Annotated in this window: 33 protein-coding genes and 1 pseudogene; 23 read left to right on the top strand and 11 right to left on the bottom strand. The window is 66.1% G+C overall.

The features are described 5' to 3' along the window. Nucleotides 1-364: 364 nt before the first annotated feature. Nucleotides 365-883 (top strand): hypothetical protein, encoded by a 519-nt coding sequence (locus AC1DFR_RS08555; protein ID WP_476870723.1) that lies wholly within the window; start codon nucleotides 365-367, stop codon nucleotides 881-883. 72 nt (nucleotides 884-955) lie between these two features. Here the strand turns inward: AC1DFR_RS08555 and AC1DFR_RS08550 are convergent, their stop codons facing one another. Both AC1DFR_RS08550 and AC1DFR_RS08545 read right to left on the bottom strand, forming a co-directional pair. After that, a complete protein-coding gene (locus AC1DFR_RS08550; protein ID WP_476870722.1) occupies nucleotides 956-1,141 on the bottom strand; it encodes a YegP family protein in 186 nt (61 codons plus the stop codon). 92 nt (nucleotides 1,142-1,233) lie between these two features. Further along, on the bottom strand, nucleotides 1,234-1,734 hold the full coding sequence (locus AC1DFR_RS08545) for a hypothetical protein (RefSeq protein WP_476870721.1): 501 nt from the start codon (nucleotides 1,732-1,734) through the stop codon (nucleotides 1,234-1,236). Between the two features lie 178 nt (nucleotides 1,735-1,912). Between AC1DFR_RS08545 and AC1DFR_RS08540 the strand changes: the two genes are divergently transcribed. The 10 genes from AC1DFR_RS08540 to AC1DFR_RS08495 all read left to right on the top strand — a co-directional run bounded on the left by AC1DFR_RS08540 (nucleotide 1,913) and on the right by AC1DFR_RS08495 (nucleotide 6,575). Beyond that, nucleotides 1,913-2,302: a hypothetical protein gene (locus AC1DFR_RS08540; protein ID WP_476870720.1), complete on the top strand. Its 390-nt coding sequence runs from the start codon at nucleotides 1,913-1,915 to the stop codon at nucleotides 2,300-2,302. A gap of 152 nt (nucleotides 2,303-2,454) precedes the next feature. Next, on the top strand, nucleotides 2,455-3,192 hold the full coding sequence (locus AC1DFR_RS08535; protein WP_476870719.1) for a hypothetical protein: 738 nt from the start codon (nucleotides 2,455-2,457) through the stop codon (nucleotides 3,190-3,192). A 104-nt stretch (nucleotides 3,193-3,296) separates the two neighbouring features. Further along, the gene (locus AC1DFR_RS08530) at nucleotides 3,297-3,530 is read left to right on the top strand and encodes a hypothetical protein (protein WP_476870718.1); all 234 of its coding nucleotides are present in this window, start codon (nucleotides 3,297-3,299) and stop codon (nucleotides 3,528-3,530) included. After that, entirely contained in the window at nucleotides 3,527-4,153 is a 627-nt protein-coding gene (locus tag AC1DFR_RS08525; RefSeq protein ID WP_476870717.1) for a hypothetical protein, read from the top strand. Before AC1DFR_RS08530 ends, AC1DFR_RS08525 begins: the two co-directional genes overlap by 4 nt. Then, nucleotides 4,150-4,473, top strand: coding sequence for a hypothetical protein (locus AC1DFR_RS08520; protein WP_476870716.1), 324 nt, complete (start codon nucleotides 4,150-4,152; stop codon nucleotides 4,471-4,473). Before AC1DFR_RS08525 ends, AC1DFR_RS08520 begins: the two co-directional genes overlap by 4 nt. 37 nt (nucleotides 4,474-4,510) lie before the next feature. After that, the gene (locus tag AC1DFR_RS08515) at nucleotides 4,511-4,828 is read left to right on the top strand and encodes a hypothetical protein (RefSeq protein WP_476870715.1); all 318 of its coding nucleotides are present in this window, start codon (nucleotides 4,511-4,513) and stop codon (nucleotides 4,826-4,828) included. A gap of 39 nt (nucleotides 4,829-4,867) precedes the next feature. Then, entirely contained in the window at nucleotides 4,868-5,359 is a 492-nt protein-coding gene (locus AC1DFR_RS08510) for a hypothetical protein (RefSeq protein ID WP_476870714.1), read from the top strand. 8 nt (nucleotides 5,360-5,367) lie between these two features. Beyond that, nucleotides 5,368-5,865, top strand: coding sequence for a hypothetical protein (locus AC1DFR_RS08505; protein ID WP_476870713.1), 498 nt, complete (start codon nucleotides 5,368-5,370; stop codon nucleotides 5,863-5,865). A 60-nt stretch (nucleotides 5,866-5,925) separates the two neighbouring features. Continuing rightward, nucleotides 5,926-6,177 carry a hypothetical protein gene (locus AC1DFR_RS08500; RefSeq protein ID WP_476870712.1) on the top strand — a complete coding sequence of 84 codons (252 nt, stop codon included), beginning with the start codon at nucleotides 5,926-5,928 and terminating at the stop codon, nucleotides 6,175-6,177. A 65-nt stretch (nucleotides 6,178-6,242) separates the two neighbouring features. Continuing rightward, on the top strand, nucleotides 6,243-6,575 hold the full coding sequence (locus AC1DFR_RS08495; protein ID WP_476870711.1) for a hypothetical protein: 333 nt from the start codon (nucleotides 6,243-6,245) through the stop codon (nucleotides 6,573-6,575). Nucleotides 6,576-6,732: 157 nt separating this feature from the next. Here AC1DFR_RS08495 and AC1DFR_RS08490 read toward each other — a convergent pair whose 3' ends face one another. Then, nucleotides 6,733-7,698: a hypothetical protein gene (locus tag AC1DFR_RS08490; protein WP_476870710.1), complete on the bottom strand. Its 966-nt coding sequence runs from the start codon at nucleotides 7,696-7,698 to the stop codon at nucleotides 6,733-6,735. Nucleotides 7,699-7,924: 226 nt separating this feature from the next. Beyond that, the gene (locus tag AC1DFR_RS08485) at nucleotides 7,925-8,050 is read right to left on the bottom strand and encodes a hypothetical protein (RefSeq protein ID WP_476870773.1); all 126 of its coding nucleotides are present in this window, start codon (nucleotides 8,048-8,050) and stop codon (nucleotides 7,925-7,927) included. Between AC1DFR_RS08485 and AC1DFR_RS08480 the strand changes: the two are divergent. From AC1DFR_RS08480 to AC1DFR_RS08465, 4 genes and pseudogenes are all read left to right on the top strand, one after another. Continuing rightward, nucleotides 7,999-8,199, top strand: a pseudogene (locus AC1DFR_RS08480) (phosphotransferase); the annotation flags it as partial. The gene AC1DFR_RS08485 and the pseudogene AC1DFR_RS08480 sit on opposite strands and share 52 nt — an antisense overlap. 48 nt (nucleotides 8,200-8,247) lie before the next feature. After that, a complete protein-coding gene (locus AC1DFR_RS08475; RefSeq protein ID WP_476870772.1) occupies nucleotides 8,248-8,379 on the top strand; it encodes a hypothetical protein in 132 nt (43 codons plus the stop codon). Between the two features lie 9 nt (nucleotides 8,380-8,388). Continuing rightward, complete coding sequence (locus AC1DFR_RS08470) at nucleotides 8,389-9,027, top strand: hypothetical protein (RefSeq protein ID WP_476870709.1); 639 nt, start codon at nucleotides 8,389-8,391, stop codon at nucleotides 9,025-9,027. Further along, a complete protein-coding gene (locus tag AC1DFR_RS08465; RefSeq protein WP_476870708.1) occupies nucleotides 9,024-9,215 on the top strand; it encodes a hypothetical protein in 192 nt (63 codons plus the stop codon). Before AC1DFR_RS08470 ends, AC1DFR_RS08465 begins: the two co-directional genes overlap by 4 nt. A 57-nt stretch (nucleotides 9,216-9,272) precedes the next feature. Here the strand turns inward: AC1DFR_RS08465 and AC1DFR_RS08460 are convergent, their stop codons facing one another. Further along, nucleotides 9,273-9,473, bottom strand: coding sequence for a hypothetical protein (locus tag AC1DFR_RS08460; RefSeq protein ID WP_476870707.1), 201 nt, complete (start codon nucleotides 9,471-9,473; stop codon nucleotides 9,273-9,275). A gap of 244 nt (nucleotides 9,474-9,717) precedes the next feature. Here AC1DFR_RS08460 and AC1DFR_RS08455 point away from each other — a divergent pair, with 244 nt between their 5' ends. After that, complete coding sequence (locus tag AC1DFR_RS08455; protein WP_091256599.1) at nucleotides 9,718-9,921, top strand: cold-shock protein; 204 nt, start codon at nucleotides 9,718-9,720, stop codon at nucleotides 9,919-9,921. 18 nt (nucleotides 9,922-9,939) lie between these two features. Here AC1DFR_RS08455 and AC1DFR_RS08450 read toward each other — a convergent pair whose 3' ends face one another. The 4 genes from AC1DFR_RS08450 to AC1DFR_RS08435 form a co-directional block, all read right to left on the bottom strand. Continuing rightward, complete coding sequence (locus AC1DFR_RS08450; RefSeq protein ID WP_476870706.1) at nucleotides 9,940-10,206, bottom strand: hypothetical protein; 267 nt, start codon at nucleotides 10,204-10,206, stop codon at nucleotides 9,940-9,942. A gap of 106 nt (nucleotides 10,207-10,312) precedes the next feature. After that, nucleotides 10,313-10,681 carry a hypothetical protein gene (locus AC1DFR_RS08445; protein ID WP_476870771.1) on the bottom strand — a complete coding sequence of 123 codons (369 nt, stop codon included), beginning with the start codon at nucleotides 10,679-10,681 and terminating at the stop codon, nucleotides 10,313-10,315. Between the two features lie 16 nt (nucleotides 10,682-10,697). Beyond that, nucleotides 10,698-11,627, bottom strand: a complete 930-nt coding sequence (locus tag AC1DFR_RS08440; RefSeq protein ID WP_476870705.1) for a tRNA nucleotidyltransferase/poly(A) polymerase family protein — start codon at nucleotides 11,625-11,627, stop codon at nucleotides 10,698-10,700. 33 nt (nucleotides 11,628-11,660) lie between these two features. After that, nucleotides 11,661-12,476 (bottom strand): hypothetical protein, encoded by an 816-nt coding sequence (locus tag AC1DFR_RS08435; protein ID WP_476870704.1) that lies wholly within the window; start codon nucleotides 12,474-12,476, stop codon nucleotides 11,661-11,663. A 138-nt stretch (nucleotides 12,477-12,614) separates the two neighbouring features. Here AC1DFR_RS08435 and AC1DFR_RS08430 point away from each other — a divergent pair, with 138 nt between their 5' ends. Next, nucleotides 12,615-13,007: a hypothetical protein gene (locus AC1DFR_RS08430; protein ID WP_476870703.1), complete on the top strand. Its 393-nt coding sequence runs from the start codon at nucleotides 12,615-12,617 to the stop codon at nucleotides 13,005-13,007. After that, the gene (locus AC1DFR_RS08425) at nucleotides 12,979-13,425 is read left to right on the top strand and encodes a hypothetical protein (protein WP_476870702.1); all 447 of its coding nucleotides are present in this window, start codon (nucleotides 12,979-12,981) and stop codon (nucleotides 13,423-13,425) included. The genes AC1DFR_RS08430 and AC1DFR_RS08425 overlap by 29 nt, the downstream gene beginning before the upstream one ends. A 427-nt stretch (nucleotides 13,426-13,852) precedes the next feature. Here AC1DFR_RS08425 and AC1DFR_RS08420 read toward each other — a convergent pair whose 3' ends face one another. Continuing rightward, nucleotides 13,853-14,050 (bottom strand): hypothetical protein, encoded by a 198-nt coding sequence (locus AC1DFR_RS08420; RefSeq protein WP_476873124.1) that lies wholly within the window; start codon nucleotides 14,048-14,050, stop codon nucleotides 13,853-13,855. Nucleotides 14,051-14,461: 411 nt separating this feature from the next. Here AC1DFR_RS08420 and AC1DFR_RS08415 point away from each other — a divergent pair, with 411 nt between their 5' ends. Continuing rightward, on the top strand, nucleotides 14,462-14,635 hold the full coding sequence (locus tag AC1DFR_RS08415; protein ID WP_476870700.1) for a hypothetical protein: 174 nt from the start codon (nucleotides 14,462-14,464) through the stop codon (nucleotides 14,633-14,635). A gap of 263 nt (nucleotides 14,636-14,898) precedes the next feature. Here the strand turns inward: AC1DFR_RS08415 and AC1DFR_RS08410 are convergent, their stop codons facing one another. Continuing rightward, nucleotides 14,899-15,417, bottom strand: coding sequence for a hypothetical protein (locus AC1DFR_RS08410; RefSeq protein WP_476870699.1), 519 nt, complete (start codon nucleotides 15,415-15,417; stop codon nucleotides 14,899-14,901). Nucleotides 15,418-15,566: 149 nt separating this feature from the next. Between AC1DFR_RS08410 and AC1DFR_RS08405 the strand changes: the two genes are divergently transcribed. The 4 genes from AC1DFR_RS08405 to AC1DFR_RS08390 are packed head-to-tail and all read left to right on the top strand — an operon-like array spanning nucleotide 15,567 to nucleotide 16,625. Then, a complete protein-coding gene (locus AC1DFR_RS08405; RefSeq protein WP_476870698.1) occupies nucleotides 15,567-15,707 on the top strand; it encodes a hypothetical protein in 141 nt (46 codons plus the stop codon). A gap of 38 nt (nucleotides 15,708-15,745) precedes the next feature. Continuing rightward, the gene (locus tag AC1DFR_RS08400) at nucleotides 15,746-15,985 is read left to right on the top strand and encodes a hypothetical protein (protein ID WP_476870697.1); all 240 of its coding nucleotides are present in this window, start codon (nucleotides 15,746-15,748) and stop codon (nucleotides 15,983-15,985) included. Continuing rightward, the gene (locus AC1DFR_RS08395) at nucleotides 15,985-16,179 is read left to right on the top strand and encodes a hypothetical protein (RefSeq protein WP_476870696.1); all 195 of its coding nucleotides are present in this window, start codon (nucleotides 15,985-15,987) and stop codon (nucleotides 16,177-16,179) included. The genes AC1DFR_RS08400 and AC1DFR_RS08395 overlap by 1 nt, the downstream gene beginning before the upstream one ends. Before the next feature lie 41 nt (nucleotides 16,180-16,220). Continuing rightward, the gene (locus AC1DFR_RS08390) at nucleotides 16,221-16,625 is read left to right on the top strand and encodes a hypothetical protein (RefSeq protein WP_476870695.1); all 405 of its coding nucleotides are present in this window, start codon (nucleotides 16,221-16,223) and stop codon (nucleotides 16,623-16,625) included. The last annotated feature ends 904 nt before the right edge of the window (nucleotides 16,626-17,529 follow it).

Genomic DNA, 17,529 nt, shown 5'->3' with positions numbered 1-17,529 from the left:
GGTCGGCACGTGTGGGTCATTTGGCCGCCACAAAGCCCAAACGACGAAAAACGGGTGAAGCGGCCATCGTGCACGAGCCGTCCCAGTGCGCAAGAGAAGCGAAAAACGTCCCTCGGAGAGGGGTTGGACCCCTGGCCGTACACTTGGGGGTCCATGGCCCAAGGCCTCTGCCCACGCAGGCTGGCAGCGGTCTTGCGGTCGCCTCCCCGGCACCTTGGCCGGCCCTGGTCTGGTCAACCAGAAACCCGCAGGCGCATATTCGGGAGAATCACACCATAAATCCGACGTTTTCTCTGCGTCGGCCGCTGCTGGTGATCACAGCTGCGGCGCCCATCAGGGCTGCCTGGCGGATAGGATCGCAGGCATGCGTAAATATCTTGCCGCCATTGGGGTAGCGGCGGTCCTCCTGACCGGCTGTTCAGCCCAGGCCAGCACCTCTTCAGCTCCGGCCCCGGCCAGCGCGGCCCCGGCCGTTGCGACGCCCAGCCCAACACCCACCCCGACTGCCGCTGCGGACGCCACCTCGGTTGCCACCGCGGTGAAGTCCAAGGTCAAGTCCATCACCAAGGTCACGACCGTTACCGAGGCACTGGACACGAACAAGCTCCTGGGCCGGCCCAACCAGTACACCTCGGTGGCTTGGATCACCGATTCCGGGGCGACGGCCGGTGAGACTGGCGTTGACGGCGGTGCCGCCGTCGAGGTGTTCGCCACCCCGGAAGACGCCAAGGCCCGGTCCGAGTACATCCTGGGGGTGCTGAAGAAAATGGGACCGGCTTTCGGGACCGAATGGCATCACCTGGACGGCGCGACCCTGCTTCGAGTTAGCGGCAAGCTCAGCCCGAGCGTGAACGCCCAGTACACCGCCGCCTTCGGCAAATAGTTCTCCGACCAACAACGAAGCCCGGCCACCCTGCATTGGGCGGCCGGGCTTCCTCATGCCGTGACGGCCCGGTCAGGACTCCTCGGTGAGGTCCACGACGTCGGAGCCGGCGTTCTTTTTCACGGACTCGACCCCGTGCATCGCGCTGGCTTTCGTCTTGTAGCTTTCCGAGGACGCGATCACCTCACCGTTCGCCGCCTTCAGCCGGAACCGGAATCCGCCGGACTTGTCTTTGTAGACCTCGTATTTGCCTGCCATGGGACGCTCCTTTGCATCGGTGAATCGGGCCGGGCGGCCGCTGGGTCACAGGCTACTACCTGCAGCCCGGGCCGGGATCGGGAATGTCGCGCCTATGGCGCCAGCAGCGCACAGACGTCCGTTACTTTGCCCGGGCCGGTCATTCCCCCGTTCGGGTACACCGGCCCGAGCTGAGTCCAAGTCACCTTGCCCACGGAGAGGAAAATGCCCGGAGTACCGTAACTGGCCTGAACCACCATCAGGTTTCTTCCGGTCGCCGTAAAGACCAGGTCAAAGGGCTCGAATTGAAGCGCCGTCTTCCTGCTCCCGTTGAGTGAGTAACTGACAGTCTTCGGTGTCGACGTTAGGGCCGTCAGGGTCATGGTGGAATCGACACCGGTTTCGGTCCAGAGCATGTAGGGCTTCGAATCGTGAAGGTGATGAAGCTGGAGTATGAATTTGTAAGAGCCCGAGGACACGGCCTCGACCTTGAATCCGGGGCAGTCGACTATGTCCGTTGACGTGCCCAATGGGATAGGTGGCTCGGCGGCGGCCGAGCCCGAGCCTGCGAGAAGGGCGAGCAGGAGGGTGATTGGTATAAGGGCGCGCTTCATGGGGGTGCTCCTTGGTAGCTTGCGAAAAAGTCCCCCCACGGGAACGGGAAAATCCCTGACGAACGTCCGCGCATCATAGGCCCGCATCGCGAAGCCGACAAGCGTAGTACCTACTCGCTTAGCGAAGCCGGCTCATTGCGGTCCGCCAACGGTGAGCCGCGCGAGGACATCCGCACACATGAAGCCCATGACATCCCTTCGTGATGAAGCCCAGAACCCCGAGACCCCTGCAGCGCGCCTGCACGAGCTGATCCACCTGCCCGGCAACCGGGCCGATGGCGACTCGGATGCCGGCTGGTGCCGGGAAGATGTCGCCGCGAACCCGTTCGCGTCCCTGGAGACCCTGCAGGAGCTCGCCGCCGACCAGGAGGACTCGATGGCCCGGTTCAACGCGGCCCGGAACCCGTCCCTGGACGACGGCACCCTGCAGCTGCTCGCCGACGACCGCCTGGATTTCATCGCCAACGCTGCCCGCCAGCGACTCGGAATGCCGCTGCGGGCCCGTCCCGGACTCCACATCCTCGGGGTGCCGCCCGTCGAACCGAGAACCGGGCGGACGAGCCGCTGATCGAATGGGCGGGTCGGCACCGCAATACCCGCAGCCCCCGTAGCTAGCATGAGATCGGACGTCCGTACATCACGTGCCACGGGCCCAAACGGGCGGCAACTTCAGCCCAGCGTCGGATAAGCAGAACCAAAACGAAAAGCATAAGGCAGACAGTGACAAAGCGTTCCAAGACTTTGGTGAGAGACCACTTGATCATCAGCGCGGTGGTGTTGCTCCCAACCCTGGCGATCATGGTGTTCAAGCCAACCGCGCAACCGATTGTGGAGGTCTTGTTGTTGCTGGCGGGACTCAGCGCGGGTGCGTTATTTCTGCGATTCGGAGTGCCCCGCGTCTGGATGGTGCACTTGGTCCTCTTGGCGTTCCTGGTCATCACGTTCGTCCTGGGCAACTACTTCGCAGGATGGTTCGGTGGCTTCATCGCCGGATCGAATCTTGGAGTGGTCTGGCGCGCGCTGGCGACGAAAGAGAAGGGCAAGTACCCCTGGACCGTTGACGGCAAGGGTTATGGCACTGTCACCGGAGCGCGGAAGGTAGCTATTGCCGCCTTGCATTCCCTGGACGGGAACAAGAAGTGGCGGCTCACCGTCGAACACGGCTCGGCTCGTTTCGACGCTTCGGGTAGCTCGGCCACGGGTCTGCTGTGCCACCGAACACCCGACGCCGACGTGGTCGGCTCGTGGGCGATCCTGGAGCGAACCGATAAGACAGGAACCGGGACGGTAGGCTTCCCGATGGGCGGACTCAACGGATCCATTCCCTCACAGTTCGTCATTGCGCTTGAAACTGCGGAGGCTGAGCTTGAGAGGTTCCTCCAGGATGTAGATGGCTCCCCGCTTGGTCCAGCGTGGAACACCGATGAGATCGCCGAAGACCTGCACTTTGGCTCCTAAACACTCGGGCATTCCGACCTTCTGGCGCTGGACGAATCTGAGGAGCGATTCACCCCGGTCACTGTCCGGTGACCGAAGCCCGGTCGTCCGCACACATGACCGGCATGGAAGCCTCTCAGCCCTCTGATACCCCGATCGCCGCCGGGCACGTCATCGACCGCCTTGCCCTGGCTCAGAACCCGGACACCGAACCGCAGGATCTCTGGCAGCTCATTGACGACCCGAACACCACGGTCGCCAACACCGCCCGAGACCGCCTGAACCTGGCCTTGCGCCGGCTCGAGGGCGTGCACATCCCGGTCATCGACCCGAAGACCGGACGGGTCATCAAGCCGTGAGCGGCGGATCATTCGACTACCTGTGCATGTCTTTCGACCTGGACGCCCTGCTGGACCGGCAGGAGCAGCTCGAGAGCATGGCAGCGAAGCTCCGCGAATGGGGCTATGACGGCGCCGCCGACGAAACCGACGCAGTCCGCACCGAGGTGCAGCTGCTCAAGACCTCCGTCCTGGACCGCGTTGAGCGGCTCCGCGCCGTCTGGAAAGCCGTCGAATGGACCGTCTCCTGCGACTGGGGACCAGGCTCAGTGGCCCGGGCCGTGCAGGAGCTCGCCCATACCAGGACCACAGAGACGACGGGTTCTGGCCTCACCCGGATGCAAGGCGTCTTCGTGCCGCTGCAGCGGCACTGGATTGCGACCGTCATGGACACACCTGAGGACGTCGCCTACCTGTACGAGCAGACCGGCCGGAAGCCCGACTTCACCGGCTTCTTCGACCGCGGACAGACGTCCATCCGGCTCGCCGGCGCCGTATTCCTGGAAGAACTCAACATCGCCAGCCGGCCCACCGGAAATTGGAAACTGCTGCTCAAGAACGAAATGAACGAAGACTTCTCCCACACCGATGACCTCGCCGCCCGGCTGGCCGTCGGCGACCTGCCCCGGAACGGAACCCCATGAGCCCGCGCGCCTACGACCTGATCGGTGACATCACCGCACCCGCCGAGATCTTCCCGCGACTCGACGCCCTGGGCTCAATGGTCGACAGCCTTCGGGAACGCGGACACCACGACGCCGCAGACGAGACCGCTGAGCTCCTGGAAGAATCGCGGGCCTTCGCCGCGACCATGCAGGCCCGGTCCTGCCGCCTGCGCCGGATCTGGAAGGCCGTCGAAGTGGCGTCCGAACCTGTCACGGACACGGCCGCCGCCACGCGGAATATCACCGTGGCGGCACTTGACTACCGCGCCGTCAGGGAACAGGGCACACGGCGGGTCTGATCGCCGTGAAGCCGCGGGCGCCGTTACGATCGGTGCCATGAGCACAACGCACGAAGGCTGGCCGCCACGCCCGAGCTGGGCCGACAAGGAAGCCAGCACCGGGTTCGCCAACGCCGACGATGATTCTTCTGAGAATGACACCGAGCGTCACTTCCTCCTGGAGGTCACGGTCGGTGAATCCACGGCCCGGGTCGATGAATACCACGTCCGGCAGGAAGGCGAAGAAGGCGCCGGGCTCATCGATAAGCTCGGCCCGTTCGTGAACTTCTCCCCCGAGGACCTGACCCCGGACATGGCCCGTGACACCCTGACCGCCCTGACGCAGCTGCTCGCGAAGTACGACGCCACCGCCTGACCGGGAAGCTTTACAGGCCCTGCCCCACACATAGGGTGCATGGAACCGTTCAGCATCATCAAGACCCCCGAAGAGCTCGCCGCGCTGCGCATCGACGCGATCGTCTGCCCGCCGCGGATCCCGTCGTCCGCACTGCGAAAGGTTTGGGCCGGGGTTGTGCCCAACGGAGGCCGCAGCGACGTGTATGTCGGCTTCGAATCCACCAGTAAGTGGGGCATCGATCAGGCGTGGAGCATTCTGACCATGCACTGCCCCGCCGACGCCGACGAAGTCTCGGTTCTGTGGGACCCGGCCGCGGCCGCTCCCGAGCCGCTGAAGCCCAGCTCGTGGCGGACCACCATTCCGGGCCGCCGGCCGCTCCGGAAGGCCCATACCTCGCTGGGCTATGCGAAGGCCGCGGTCACCCACGCGATGTACAACGGCGTCGCCCACGAGGACATGGTGCTCGAGGAGCTCAACCCGGCCACGGGAAAGTTTGAAACCCTGTTCGCGGTCCCGAAGGGGACGCCCAAGACCCAGATGCCCTGGTAGGAGACGCCATGCAACCGTTCCGCACTGTCCGCTCCGAAGCGGAGCTCGAAGCCGTCGCCACCGACTCCCTCGCCTCCGGCGCGTACTGCCTGAAGTCCATCCACGAGAAGACCGGCCCCAACACCTGGGTCGAACCAGGCTGTGAAGAAGAAGACACCACCGCGGCGCTCTGGGAAATGCGCACTGGTGCCTACGAGACGATCATCCTGGATGAGGACCGGGAAGTCTGGGTCCTCATCGATGCTGCGGCCCCGCAGCCGGACCGCCCGCCCCGCGACGAGGTCTCCCCCGACTACCTCACCCGGGCCCGTCTGGGTGACCGGAACACCGAATGGGTCACCCACGCAAGCCTGGCCGAAGCCCGCGCCGAGATCGAATCACTGATCGGCACCGGGACCGCCGCCGACAACATAGTCATCTACGCCCGCGAGGACAAGAACCGCATCGATTTCTACCCCGTCGAGCACATTGAGGCCGGCACCACGGCGAGGGCCTTGCCTTGGTAGGGCACATCGCTATTCTGTAGCCACAGCATCTTCGCTGCACCCATGACCGGAGGTTCAGCGATGCCTCAACATCCCGACGAAGTTATCCGCCACACCCGCGAGGATCTGATCCAGGCGCTGGCCGACGAGCTCGGCTCCACACCGGATGACGCCAGGATCCATGACGCGTTCGAACAGGTCATCGACGAGCTGGCCTTCGCCTCCTTCGACCCGGACGCGGTGTACGCACGGTACTTCCGCGACGGGCCGGTCGCCACGGATCTGGACCTGCTCGCTGTGAGGGGCTGGGCCAAGGGCCGGCTGCTGCTGTAACCGGCGGTGAGGTCTGCCGAGTTCTCCGCACACATGAGGGGCTGAACCGCCCCGATTGGAGATCCATGACTGACATCAAGCTGAAGCCCGTGACCCCCGACAAGCTGAACAGGCCCGCCTGGTTCCGCACCCGCACCGCCGAACTCGGACCGGACCAGAAGGCCGGTGAGGGTGCCGCGTCGCTGCTGACCGCCGACGTCTACCTCGACGGGGAACGCATCGGCTCCGTCACGGGCGCGCTCAAGCCCAACAGCGCCGTCCGCGAATGGGCCCCGGACCGCATCGGCACCGGCATCAAGCAGCACGGCACCACCCGGTTCCATGCCATCGACGCCCTCGTCCGCACCCACCTGACCGACCTGCAGCATTTCGGGGCGGCGTCCTGGAGGGCCGCGTAGGCCGCGATTAGTTTGCGCGCGTTCACGCAGCGGGCCGCGCGCAGGGCGTCGCCGTCCACTGGGAGGCCGTCGGGGTAGCCCTCAATAGCGGTGCGCCGCTTTCGCGGAAGGTGATCAGGATCTTCATGGCCCTTTATGTGTACGGCGGCACCCCCGGTCAGAGCCCGGGCCGGCATTCTCCCTGGCCGAGGACGGCCAGGCCGTTGAGGTCCCCGGCCTGGTAGGTGGACACCCCTGGAACACCTGTCGGGTTCATCAGCTGGCTCGGGTTCTGGACGTGGTCCAGGCCCACGATGTGGGCGAGTTCGTGTTCGATGGTTGCGCGGGCCTGCGCCCGACCCTCCCGGACGATCAAAGACTGCATGGCGGGCCCGTTCAGCTCCAGCTGGCCGCTGACGTAGGTGACCTCGGACCCCTCACGGCTGACCGCTTCGCTGCCGGCCATGCCCATGACGTTGGTTCTCGTGGCGTAGTTGGTGAAGCTGGGCTCCTCGGCGGTGGTCTCCCAGGCGATGAGCACCGGCGCCCACCGGTCCCCGTACCGCGCGGGCTGGTAGGACTTGTGCTGCGGCGCCGGAGCCTCCGTGGTGGCACCGTCGTCGATGAAGACCAGCCCGGTCGCGCGGGAGACCGCGGCGATGGCTTCCTTGATCAGCTGCGGTCCGGCGGCGGGCTGGTTGGCGGCGCGGGTGACGTAGTGGATGGGCCGGCATGGGTCATAGGCGGCCGGCTGCTTGTCCTTGCCGGTGAGCAGGAAAGCGTAGGAGTCGGACTTGGCGGTCACCGTCGCGGGACGTCCCAGCGGCGAAGAGGACTCTTCGCGGCCCGGGGTCGGGTGATCCGTGGCAGCGCGAGGTTTGGTCACCGCAGGAGCCGCCGGATGAGCCTGCACCGGTGTCTTGGGCATAGTGGGGTCCGGGACGCTGTGATAAATCAGGCCGTCGGTCTCGGCGGGTGCGTCGTCGGCGGCGGCGGGTTCTGCCGGGCCGCCCAGCAACGCCGACGGCTTCAGGTCACCGTGAAAGTACAGCAGGACACCGCACAGAAGCACGCCGGCGGCCAGAACGGCGACGGCCTTGAAAAGGCGGAGCGGCCACGGAGTCGGCGCGGACGGAAGTCCCACACGTCAGAGGAGGTGATCTGGTTGGCGTACAGGCCGGGAGGCGGCGGGGAGGCGTGCCAGTCCGCAGGCCAGGGCGGGGCCGGGTTGTCGGCCGTTTCTTCAAGCTTCCACAGCGGAATCCGCTTCGTTTCTACGGGCTCACTCATTTGCGCCTATTCCCCCAAATCGTCGGCTCCGGTGTCAGCGTAAGGGATTCCGGGGCGGCGCACCACGTCCAGGGCCGCTTTCACCCCGGATTCGTAGCTGTTGGCGGCGTCGCCGCGGGGCGCGCGACCCGGACCACCCAGACGGTGGCGGCGTATTCGCGGTGGATCCGCTGCCGGGCCTCGGCGAGCTCCTTCTCGGCAGCCATCCGCAGCTCGTGCGACGACCTGGGCGGCCGTCCATGAGGACGCGCACACTTGGAACGTCATCAACACTGGCGACGGTGCCGTCCTCTTCGATTTCGACACGGTCTGCTGGGCGCCGAGCGTCTGGGACCTCGCCCACCTGCTGAACCGGGGCGGCACGGCAGGGAACACCGGCTACACGGCTGAGGAGCTCGCGGCCTTGTTCCCTTTCACGGCTGCCGAGGTGTCCGCCGCGCTCCATCTGCGCCAGGTCGCCGCCGCAATCGCACGCGAACACCGGGAGCACGCCACGCCTGTCTCGGTGCCTGCCCCTGTACGGGCCGCGGCCTAGGCTGGACCCATGCCGCCAACACCGGCCCGGCTTGCCCCCGTACCCCTGGAGTGGTGGCAGAACGTAGCCTTGTTCAGCCCTGTCGCTGTGCTCGTGGCCGCCCTGATCGCAGCGCTGATCAACTGGCGGATCCTCAAGCAGCGCACTAGGTCCGACGCCGCTGCACTCGAACAGAAGCGGGAAGCTGACCGGAACGCACTCGACCAGAAGACGGCCGCCGATAGCCGGGCCGAGTGGTGGCGGCGCGCCCAATGGGCACTGGAACAGGCCCTGTCCGATGATGAAGACACCAAAACGCTGGGCCTGGCCACCCTGGACGTCCTGGCCCACAGCGAGCTGGCCCGAAAAGAGGAGTTGGAACTCTTCGACATCGCCTGGAAAACTGTCAACGGCTCTGCGGAGGTCGAAGCTGCAGTGGACCCCGGAATTCCGCAGCCTCTGAAGACCCGGGTTTATTTTCATACACCTGACGACACGATCATGGAGCTGGAGGTGGGAACATCGATCACTGGCGAAGACATGCAGGAACTGGGCGAATACCTCCGCCACCACGAGGGACAGCCCTGGTTCGGTCCCGTGGACTCTGATGAGAACATGGGCGACAATGAAGGCACGGACCCCGGCGAGCACGAGGAGGACAAGCGATGAGCACCAGCACATCGGAACCGAAGAACGACCATGCTCCTCGGCACGTCTCCGTGAAGGTTTCCGGCCCAACGACGCCATCCCAGCACCGTGTCCAGGTTGCCGCGGCCAGGCTGCGCGTAACGCTCGATGAGCGCCTTGGGCGGCCGACGCCGGCTCAGACGAAGGCCCTCGCCAAGGAAGATCTCTAGGGACTCTGACCCTCGTGACGGCGCCGGGTTCTTCCCCGACGGCGGGCCCGCGTCAGGCTAGTACAGGTCCGGCCACGAATCGCGGTCGAAGGGCAGCGGGGCCGGTTCGATGACCGGGTCCGCGTAGATCTCCGGCGGCCATGGCCCGTGGAATCCGTTGGTGATCATCCGGCCCGGCTCCCAGACCTCTCTCGGGTCCTCGTTTCCCACAATGGGCGCGGCAAAGCTGAACACAGTGCCTTCTGCTGGTTTGGCCAATGTTCCCCACGGATCGGTAGCGTGTCGCCACCGCGGCCCTACGGGACCGCCATTACCGCGCCGGCTGTCCCCGGCGCACTGGTTCATTAACGACGGCGTTGTGCCTTTGGTTCCGTCCCAATCTTCCACTTCTGGCGCAATCTATTGCCCGCAGTTAGAACCCGCACATAGGCTCAACCTTGTGAGTGGCGGGGACGGCAATCCGAATAGCGGAACCGACCAGCGACCCGTGAAGGAAATGAGCATGGCTACAGGTACGGTCAAGTGGTTCAACGCCGAAAAGGGCTTCGGATTCATCGCCCCCGACGACGGAAGCGCTGACGTGTTCGCACACTATTCGGCAATCGCCTCCAGCGGTTACAAGTCCCTGGACGAGAACCAGAAGGTTCAGTTCGACATCACTCAGGGTCCCAAGGGACCCCAGGCGGAGAACATCCAGCCGCTCTAAGCAATCCCGAGAGACTGGTCAGCCCACGCGGCCGGCCAGTCTCTCGCTGCGTAAAGGCCCTAATGGACAGGTGGCGGCACGCAGCGCCAGCGCCGCTGCCTTCTCGGCTTTCTGCCGGGCCTTCTGAGCGGCGGCCTTCTCCTCCCGGTCTTTGAGCCATTTCGCCTGGGCTTCGGCGTGCCGGCGGGTTGCTTCGGCCACAAGGGCCACCTGGTTCTCCGCCAGCCAGACCTTCACGCCGGCCTCATCGGTGAACGCCCCGTCATCCCGGGCTTCCTCGCTCATCGTGACGATGTGCGACCACAGCGGACCGCGCGGGATCCCGGCGTCGGCCAGGTACGGGCCTTTAGCAGGGTCGTGGTGACGGCCCCTTCGCTGCCGAGCCGGTCGGCTACGGCCAGCCAGTCCGGCAGGTAATCCCGGCCCCGGCGCGCCCCCTCACCCCTGCCGGCCTTGTCGGCTTCGACCAGCCGCGCCGGGTCTGCAGGGTCGGGCCGCCGTTGGCGTGGTCCAGGCGGCGCATCAGGCCCCGGACGGCGGAATCACTGATCTCCACGTCCCCGCCGGGCGTGTGGCGCATGTGCCGGTCGATCAGCGGCAGGATCTTCTCCACGTACCGCCCGGGCGCGCCGATCCGCTCCAGGAAGTCCCGTGCCGGTTCGACGCCGGTCTCGGCGTGACCGCCGGAGGTGATCCGACCGTTCTTGATCACGGTGGAGTGGGCCTTGCCGAAGTCATGGGTGATGGCAGCCGGGACCAGGATGGAGGTCTCTTCCTCATCGAGCCCGTCGCGGCGCGCGATGGCGGCCGCCTGGTCCCCGGCCTTCCGGGTGCCAGATCAGGTCTTGCGGGACGCCACGGGTCGCGGCCAAGCCCGGGAAGTGGTCTTCCCAGCCGGCGGCGTGCAGCGCCTGCAGGGCCTTGGAGATGTGGGTGCCCTCGACGGTGAGCTTGCGGAACTGCTTCCACACCCCGTCCTTGTGCAGCTGGTGGAACGTCGGCGCCATCTCCCGGCACAGCTCCGCCGTCTCCGGGGCGAATTCCATGCCGAAACGCCCGGCGAATTGGACGCCTCGAAGAACGCGCAAAGGGTCCTCTGCGAAGTGGTCGCTCGGGTGGCGCAGGATGCCGGCCTCGAGGTCGGCACGGCCTCCGAACGGGTCGATGAGCTCGCCGGTGGCGTTGTCCCGGCCCATCGCGTTCATGGTGAAGTCGCGCCGGCCGAAGGCGTCCTCGAAGCTCATCTCCGGGTCGGTTTGGACGACGAAGCCGCGGTGCCCGTCGCCGGTCTTGGAATCCCCCCGCGGCAGGGTGACATCGAAGTCCTGGCCGTTCAGGGTGGTGTTGAAGACCCCGAAGCTCTGGCCGAACTCCTGCACGTCACCGGGCAGCGCCTTCCAGACCTCCTTCTTGGAGAGCCCGTACACCTCGATGTCGACGTCCATGGAGTCCACGGTCCCGTTCCCGGCACGGGACAGTAGCCCGTCGCGGACGGCGCCGCCAACGATGAGCGGGCGGCCGCCGGCGGCCCGGAGGGAATCCAGCACCTCGCGGGTTTCCGGTGTAAGCTCGATCAGATCCGGGATGACTGCCCCGGCCGGACGCAGCGTGAGGTCACCTTCGGCATGGGCGTAGGCGGCGTACTCGCCGCCGGCAGGAATACCCCGGGGCTGGCGCGGTGGAATCGGGGCAGATGTTTTGGTCATGCCTGTCTGTGTGCGGCCGGCCCCCTTTCGGCGCTACCGCTTGGCCCAGTCCCCGCAGCCGTCTGTGTTGAAAGTCTGCCCCTCGGCGAGAGTCACTTGTGGGAACCCGCCCTTGACGAAGTAGTCGTAGGCGATGGAATCCTTGCCGTTGCTGCCTGTCCGGGTGATCTTCCAGGAGCAATCGCCGACAACGGCCTGGGTAGTCCGATACGTCCCGGGCTCGAGGTCTGTCCCGACGGTCCATGTCCCTTCCCCGAAGGTTTTCACCGGAGTTTCCTTGACCGCGACTTCCGCTTCCCGTTTGGCGACAGCGTCCTCGCGGGCCTTCAGCTTCGCGGCCGCCTCGGCTTCCAGCTGGGCGCTGGTGGTCGGAACCGGAGCTGAAACCGGAGCCGGCTGGGCCGAGGCTGATCGTGAGCCGCTGGCGCCAAATGCCATGGTGCCGAGCAAAGCGCAGCACAGACCCGCGATCGCCACCCAGCCGGCAACCCTCTGCGTGGGAAGTCCCGCCCAGGACGGCCGCCGGAAGACGATCGCATAAAGGGCTGTCAGGAGGGCCGTGAGCCCGGTGACGACCAGGATTCCCTCGCCCTGACCTTGGCCGGTCAGCGTCAGCAGGATGAGAACAAGAATGCTGGCCGTGATCCAGAAGGAAGGTCCGAAGGGGCCCCTCGGCGTCTTCGCAGGGGGCTGTGGCGGCCACTGGCCCGGAGGTGGCCCATAGTGCGGGGGCTGCCCCTGCCCGGGGCCGGGCTGGTACGGTCCGGGTCCGTACGGCTGCGGCCGATGCTGCGCATAGGGCGGCGGCGCCTGCTGGCCGTACTGAGGCGGAGTGTTCGGGTCGGTCATGTTTCCCCCACGGAAGGTCTGGGTCGCGGCTCGCGACGACGCCACATTAGCACCGGCCGCTGCTTCATCTGGTGAGTTACGACGCGCCCGCCGCACACATGAGCGGCACAGCGACCGACGAACTGAAAGATTTAACCCATGAGCAATGCCCCCGTCGTCACCGCCGAAGGGGTGGTGTCTATCCTCGAGAGGGTGGCGTCATCCTTCAGCAACTGCCTGGACGTGTCCTTGACCGCCGGGTTCGACGAGTTCGGTGAGCGCGTGGTCTTCACCGTCAACAACGCCGGCAAGCCGGCCGACGCGGGTGCCGAAGCGGCGTTCATGAAGATCCTGCGGGAACACCAGGACGTTGTCGCTGACCGACTTGCCGATGCCCGGGCCCTGTCCCGGCTCAGCGGCGAAGACGTCGAGGTCCACGTCTCGGACCTCTCCGACCACCCGGCCTGGGCAGCCTTGTCGCTGACCGCCGGCCCCACCCTGCCTGATGAGGAGGACGACTTCGATGACGACTTTGCTGACGAAGACCTCTAGCCCCGCCGCCCTGGCCACCGAAGTTTCGACCGGCCGGTTCCGCGAATGGACCGTCACCCTGGCGCCGACCCACAAGGTCCGCGATATGGCCAAGGACCGCCCGTTCACCGCCGACCTTGCCATCATCAGGATCAGCGCCACGGAGGAGGACGCACCTTTCACGGTGCTCCGCGTGGACCTGCTCGGCAACGGGAAGAAGAAGCGCCTGTCCCGCCAGTACCGCAACGATGTGGCCAACCCGAACTTCAGCATCCTGGCCGCCCCGGCCTGGGTCCGCGACCTGTTCGCGGACGTCACCGGCGTCCCCGAGCTGGTCAACGCCTATGCCGGCCCGGCCCTGGGTGCCGGGGGCTACGCCGAATACACCAGTCCGGATGTCCGGTTTCCAGCCCCTGATGAACTGCGGGTGATTGCATGATCCGCTCGCAACAGACAAATGCGTGACCGACATGCGGGCTTCCGCACCGCATAATGGTTTCCGGGCCAGCAGAGTCTGCCGACTAACGAATACCGACTCGGCGACGGAACGCCACGCTACAGAACCCGCTCCGAAGGCTACACGCCCGAGGAAACTGCCCCGGCTGCGGTGGGCGTGGAAGAAGCCGCCGAAGGCGCCGCACGGCATGGCCTAGACGAAACGGCGGCCGCCATCGACCGTCGGCTCACCAGTTCTTGGCCGGCAATGCCAACCAACTCGTCACGCCTATGCCGGCAGCGCACCCGGAAAAACTGGCGGCCGCCCGTGCCCTGGTCAAACTGCACCTGGGCAGCCAGCAGCAACGGAGGCTGAAGACGCAGGCTCTACGGGACAAGCGCCTGCCGGCGACAATACGCCGGCGCCGGTCTTACGGCACGCCCGCGACGTACTCGCCCTGCGGATCATCCTCATCGTCGGCCTCATTGCCCTGCCGACCTACATGGTAGCCACACACCGGGACGACCTGCTCAAGCTCGTCTTCGTCGGCATCGGGTGCATCGGGGTCGCGATGACCGGCGGGCACTACTTCACCTTCAGGGGACCCGGCGAGGGCGAAGGGCATCACGTTTCACGCCCCGCTAGGCTTGAGCCAGAGTCGCGTATCGATGAAACGTTTGGCGGACGAGGAGGAAACGACGATGGTTCCACCTGCGGGCCCCTCTGACGAGACCGACCACGATGAAGTTGGGCCTGATTATTCACGGGAAACCGTCGCCGCCCTATTCCGCGCCCTTGAAAGCGTCGAGGCCGACGTCTCACCCCAGCTTGTCCGGTGCAGGCGACGATCAACGCGGTCAAGCATGTCGGACGTGAGTTCGGGTTTCTGACAGAGACTGAAGTCCGGGATGTCGCCGGTCCTAAGAACTCGTCGGACGCGCATGATTTCGCTCTGCAGTACCGGGGCCAAGAGTTGTACCCTGGATTTCTGTTTGAGCCGTCATCCAGCGGTGTCGGGTCGATGAGAGTTCGCCCGCTTATGAAGGACTTGAAGAAGATCGCGGATGAGTACGACTGGAACGGCAGGGACATCGTCTTTTGGATGGCGTCTCCGACGACATGGTTCTCGGACGAGGGCCGCCCTGTCGATCACCTTGACGAGCCTGCCCGGGTCATCGCCGCCTTCAAAGACGCGGCCAGCGCACAATGGTGAGCCCAGCGTATTGCGCCGTCAAGCACCTGAGAACAGGACCCGATGACGGAAAAGCACCTGCAGTTCTACTCCGAATCGCTTGACATGACTTTCCCCGGCTGCCGACTCGACCGATCCGACTTTGTACGAGGCCTTGACGGCACTAACCGAGATCAGTTCTGTCCCTCCTCCCCTGCGGTAGACCTTGAGAGGGACTCAACCGGGGTTCGACGCTCCGAAATGAACGCTAAAGAATACTGGGCGGCTTCACCACAGGCTGGCGCCTATTTTTCGACGAGGCCGATATTGAGCCCGTCGTCAGGGTGGTAGGTCCAGGAGACGCTGAAATTGTCCCACGATTCGCGCTGGGTGCCGTCCAGTGCCCGCGTCTTGCCCATCTCGGCGCGGATGAAGTCGGGAACATGGATGTTGTTGAGGACGCAGTCGATCTTCTGCATGGGCAGGCCCGAATAGTCCTTTTCGCCCTGCCCGTCGAGGGACAGACTGCGGTCGCCGTCCCCGAGCTTCGTGCCGGGCTCACCGATGATGTCGCACCCGCCGGCTGCTTCCTTGAGCGGGCGGATCTTCGAGGCCGCGGCCTGGGCGGCGGCCTCGGCGCTGGCCTTGGTCTTGGTGTTGGCGTCGTTGATGACGCTGGTGGTGATGGCCGTGCCGGCGATTCCGAGGATGGCGCCGAGGAGGAAGCTGGCGCCCGCGATCAGGAGTGTCCTGTTGGCTGGCTTCCGGTCCGCGGCTGGCAGCGCCTGCGCCGGCGCGTGGTTCGGCATTTCGGGCATGGTCATGGATTCCCCCTGAGGTGCAAGTGATGGCCGCAGGATTGACCGGCCTCAGTGATATTACCCAGCGCCGGCGCATAACGGATTCTTCCCCGCTGTGCGGGGCGTTGTGTGTCCCGGAGAGGTTTCGCGCTCCTGCCTCAAACATGGGGGCCATGGAACACTCCGAGACGGAGACCAACACCTATGACCCCGCCGCCTTGTCCGACGCGACCGACCTTCTCGGCTACCTCGGCAGGTCCGGAGGCACCGTCCCCGGCGGCTTGACGACCGGAGTGGGCGGCGTCACGCCGTAACGGTGACGGCGGCGCCCCGGTCCGCACACATGAGGTGCATGTACTTCCTCACCCATCCCACCAGCTTCTCGTACGCGCTGATCGCCGCCGGCTTCATGTTCACCCTCGCGTCCATCGCCCTCACCTCGCTGAGCACGTTCAGAGATGACCGTGTCCCCGTGGGTGACACCGTCATGGCCGGCCTGGGCGTGACCGCCGGCGGCATCCTGATGGCTCTCGGTGTGACCCCGCTGCTCTGGGCTCCGGCCTCCTCCTTCTTCTCCGGTGCCGGACTCTGATGACGCCGCTGGACTACGTTGCCCTCATCGCCGGGTTCCTCCTCGGCCTCGCCGTCTCCCGCCTCGCCATCAAGGCGCTGCGCCTGCACCACGCGGTCACTGACATCCCTGCCGGCGCCAGCCTGCCGACCGCGGTTGATGCCTCCGAGCGCGGCGACCTGGCGAGCATCCCGAAGCAGAACTTCTGGCGCTGAATGGTGCCCTCGATTGGCCCTGGCGGCGTTACGCTGACGCCATGAAGAACCGGTCCCTGGCTTCGCTGCTGATGATCCTGCCGCTGATTCTCGTCGGCTGCACCCCGGCCCCGACAGTCTGCCCGGCCGTCGGCTTCGTCAACCTGGACGCCGTGCAGCTCGACCTGTCGGGTGTCTCCGGCGCCCTCGCCGTCTCCGCCTGCTTCGGAACCGACGACCGCTGCGACCCGGTGCCGGTCACCCGCGACAGCTCCGGCCGGTGGATGGTTCCGCAGAAGCCCCCGTTCGTCCAGCCCGCCAACGCTCCGGTCCCGATCTCCCGGATCCGCGTCGTCGCCACCAGGCCGGACAAGTCCATCACCGATCACCTCTACGGGATCGAGCACACGCCGCCGCGCGGCGGCTGCGACAACACCTACGACCTCATCCCGGTGAAGGTCACCTGATCCCCTCGGCCGGTCCCGCCCCGGCCGCGCGATAGCGCCCACCCCTGGCCGATCAAAAGCGCCCGTCCCTCGCGCCGCCGCAGGCGGTGCGGTGTGCCGGCGATAGCCGTTGTGCCGGTCGAGTTTGGTTGCGGCTGGACCGGGTGTGGGCATATTAAGAGGACTCGGGGCTTCGCCCCTCGCCCCTTCGCTTCCCGGTTTGCTTCCCGTGACGAGGGGCTGAATGTTTCCTCCGTGCCGACAAGCTTCATGTTTCCTCGCGGCTGCGCCGCGGGCACCCGCTGCGCAGCTGCAGCGCGCTGCGCGCGCGGACGCCTGCGTGGCCGGCCGGGGTGCTTTTCCCCGGCCGCGACCCTTCTCCTGGTTCGCTGCGCTCACTGCGTCACCGGTCCGCTGTGCGTGTCGGTGGCGTCTCGTGTTCCCTGGGACGCTGCGCGTCCCCGATACGTCCCGTCCCTCTTTCCGCTGGCTGGTCGTTCACTCGTTCCGTTGACTCGCGGCTGCGCCGCGGGATGCGGGGTTCTCACCGGCGGTGTCTTGTGTCTCTGGCAGTGGCGCCGGCGGCGGGCGGGGAACGTCTCGGTGGCGTGATGTGGGTCGGCTCGCTGGCGTCTCGGTGGGCTGGCAGGGCTTCGCCCTGGGGAAGCTAACTGGTCGCTGGGGCGTTCTGCTGGCTGTTCGCAAACTAGCGGCTGCGCCGCAGGGAGCTTCATGGTTCAGGTGGCGTGCAGGTGCACGGTCCGGTGGCTTTTCGGTGAGCATTATGCTCAGCATCCGTTGTGCCAAGACGTCGAGCTGGCTCGGTGTTTCCCGGCGCGCAGCGCCTGCCCTGGACAGCACCAACCCTCATGAAGAAGCCGCAGCTTCACCGGCGCGCAGCGCCTCCCCCAACCACGCACCCCCG

This window comes from Arthrobacter sp. 05T410 (assembly GCF_056396505.1).
The sequence above is the reverse complement of the archived record's forward strand: the minus strand, read 5'-3'. Positions and strand labels throughout refer to the sequence as shown.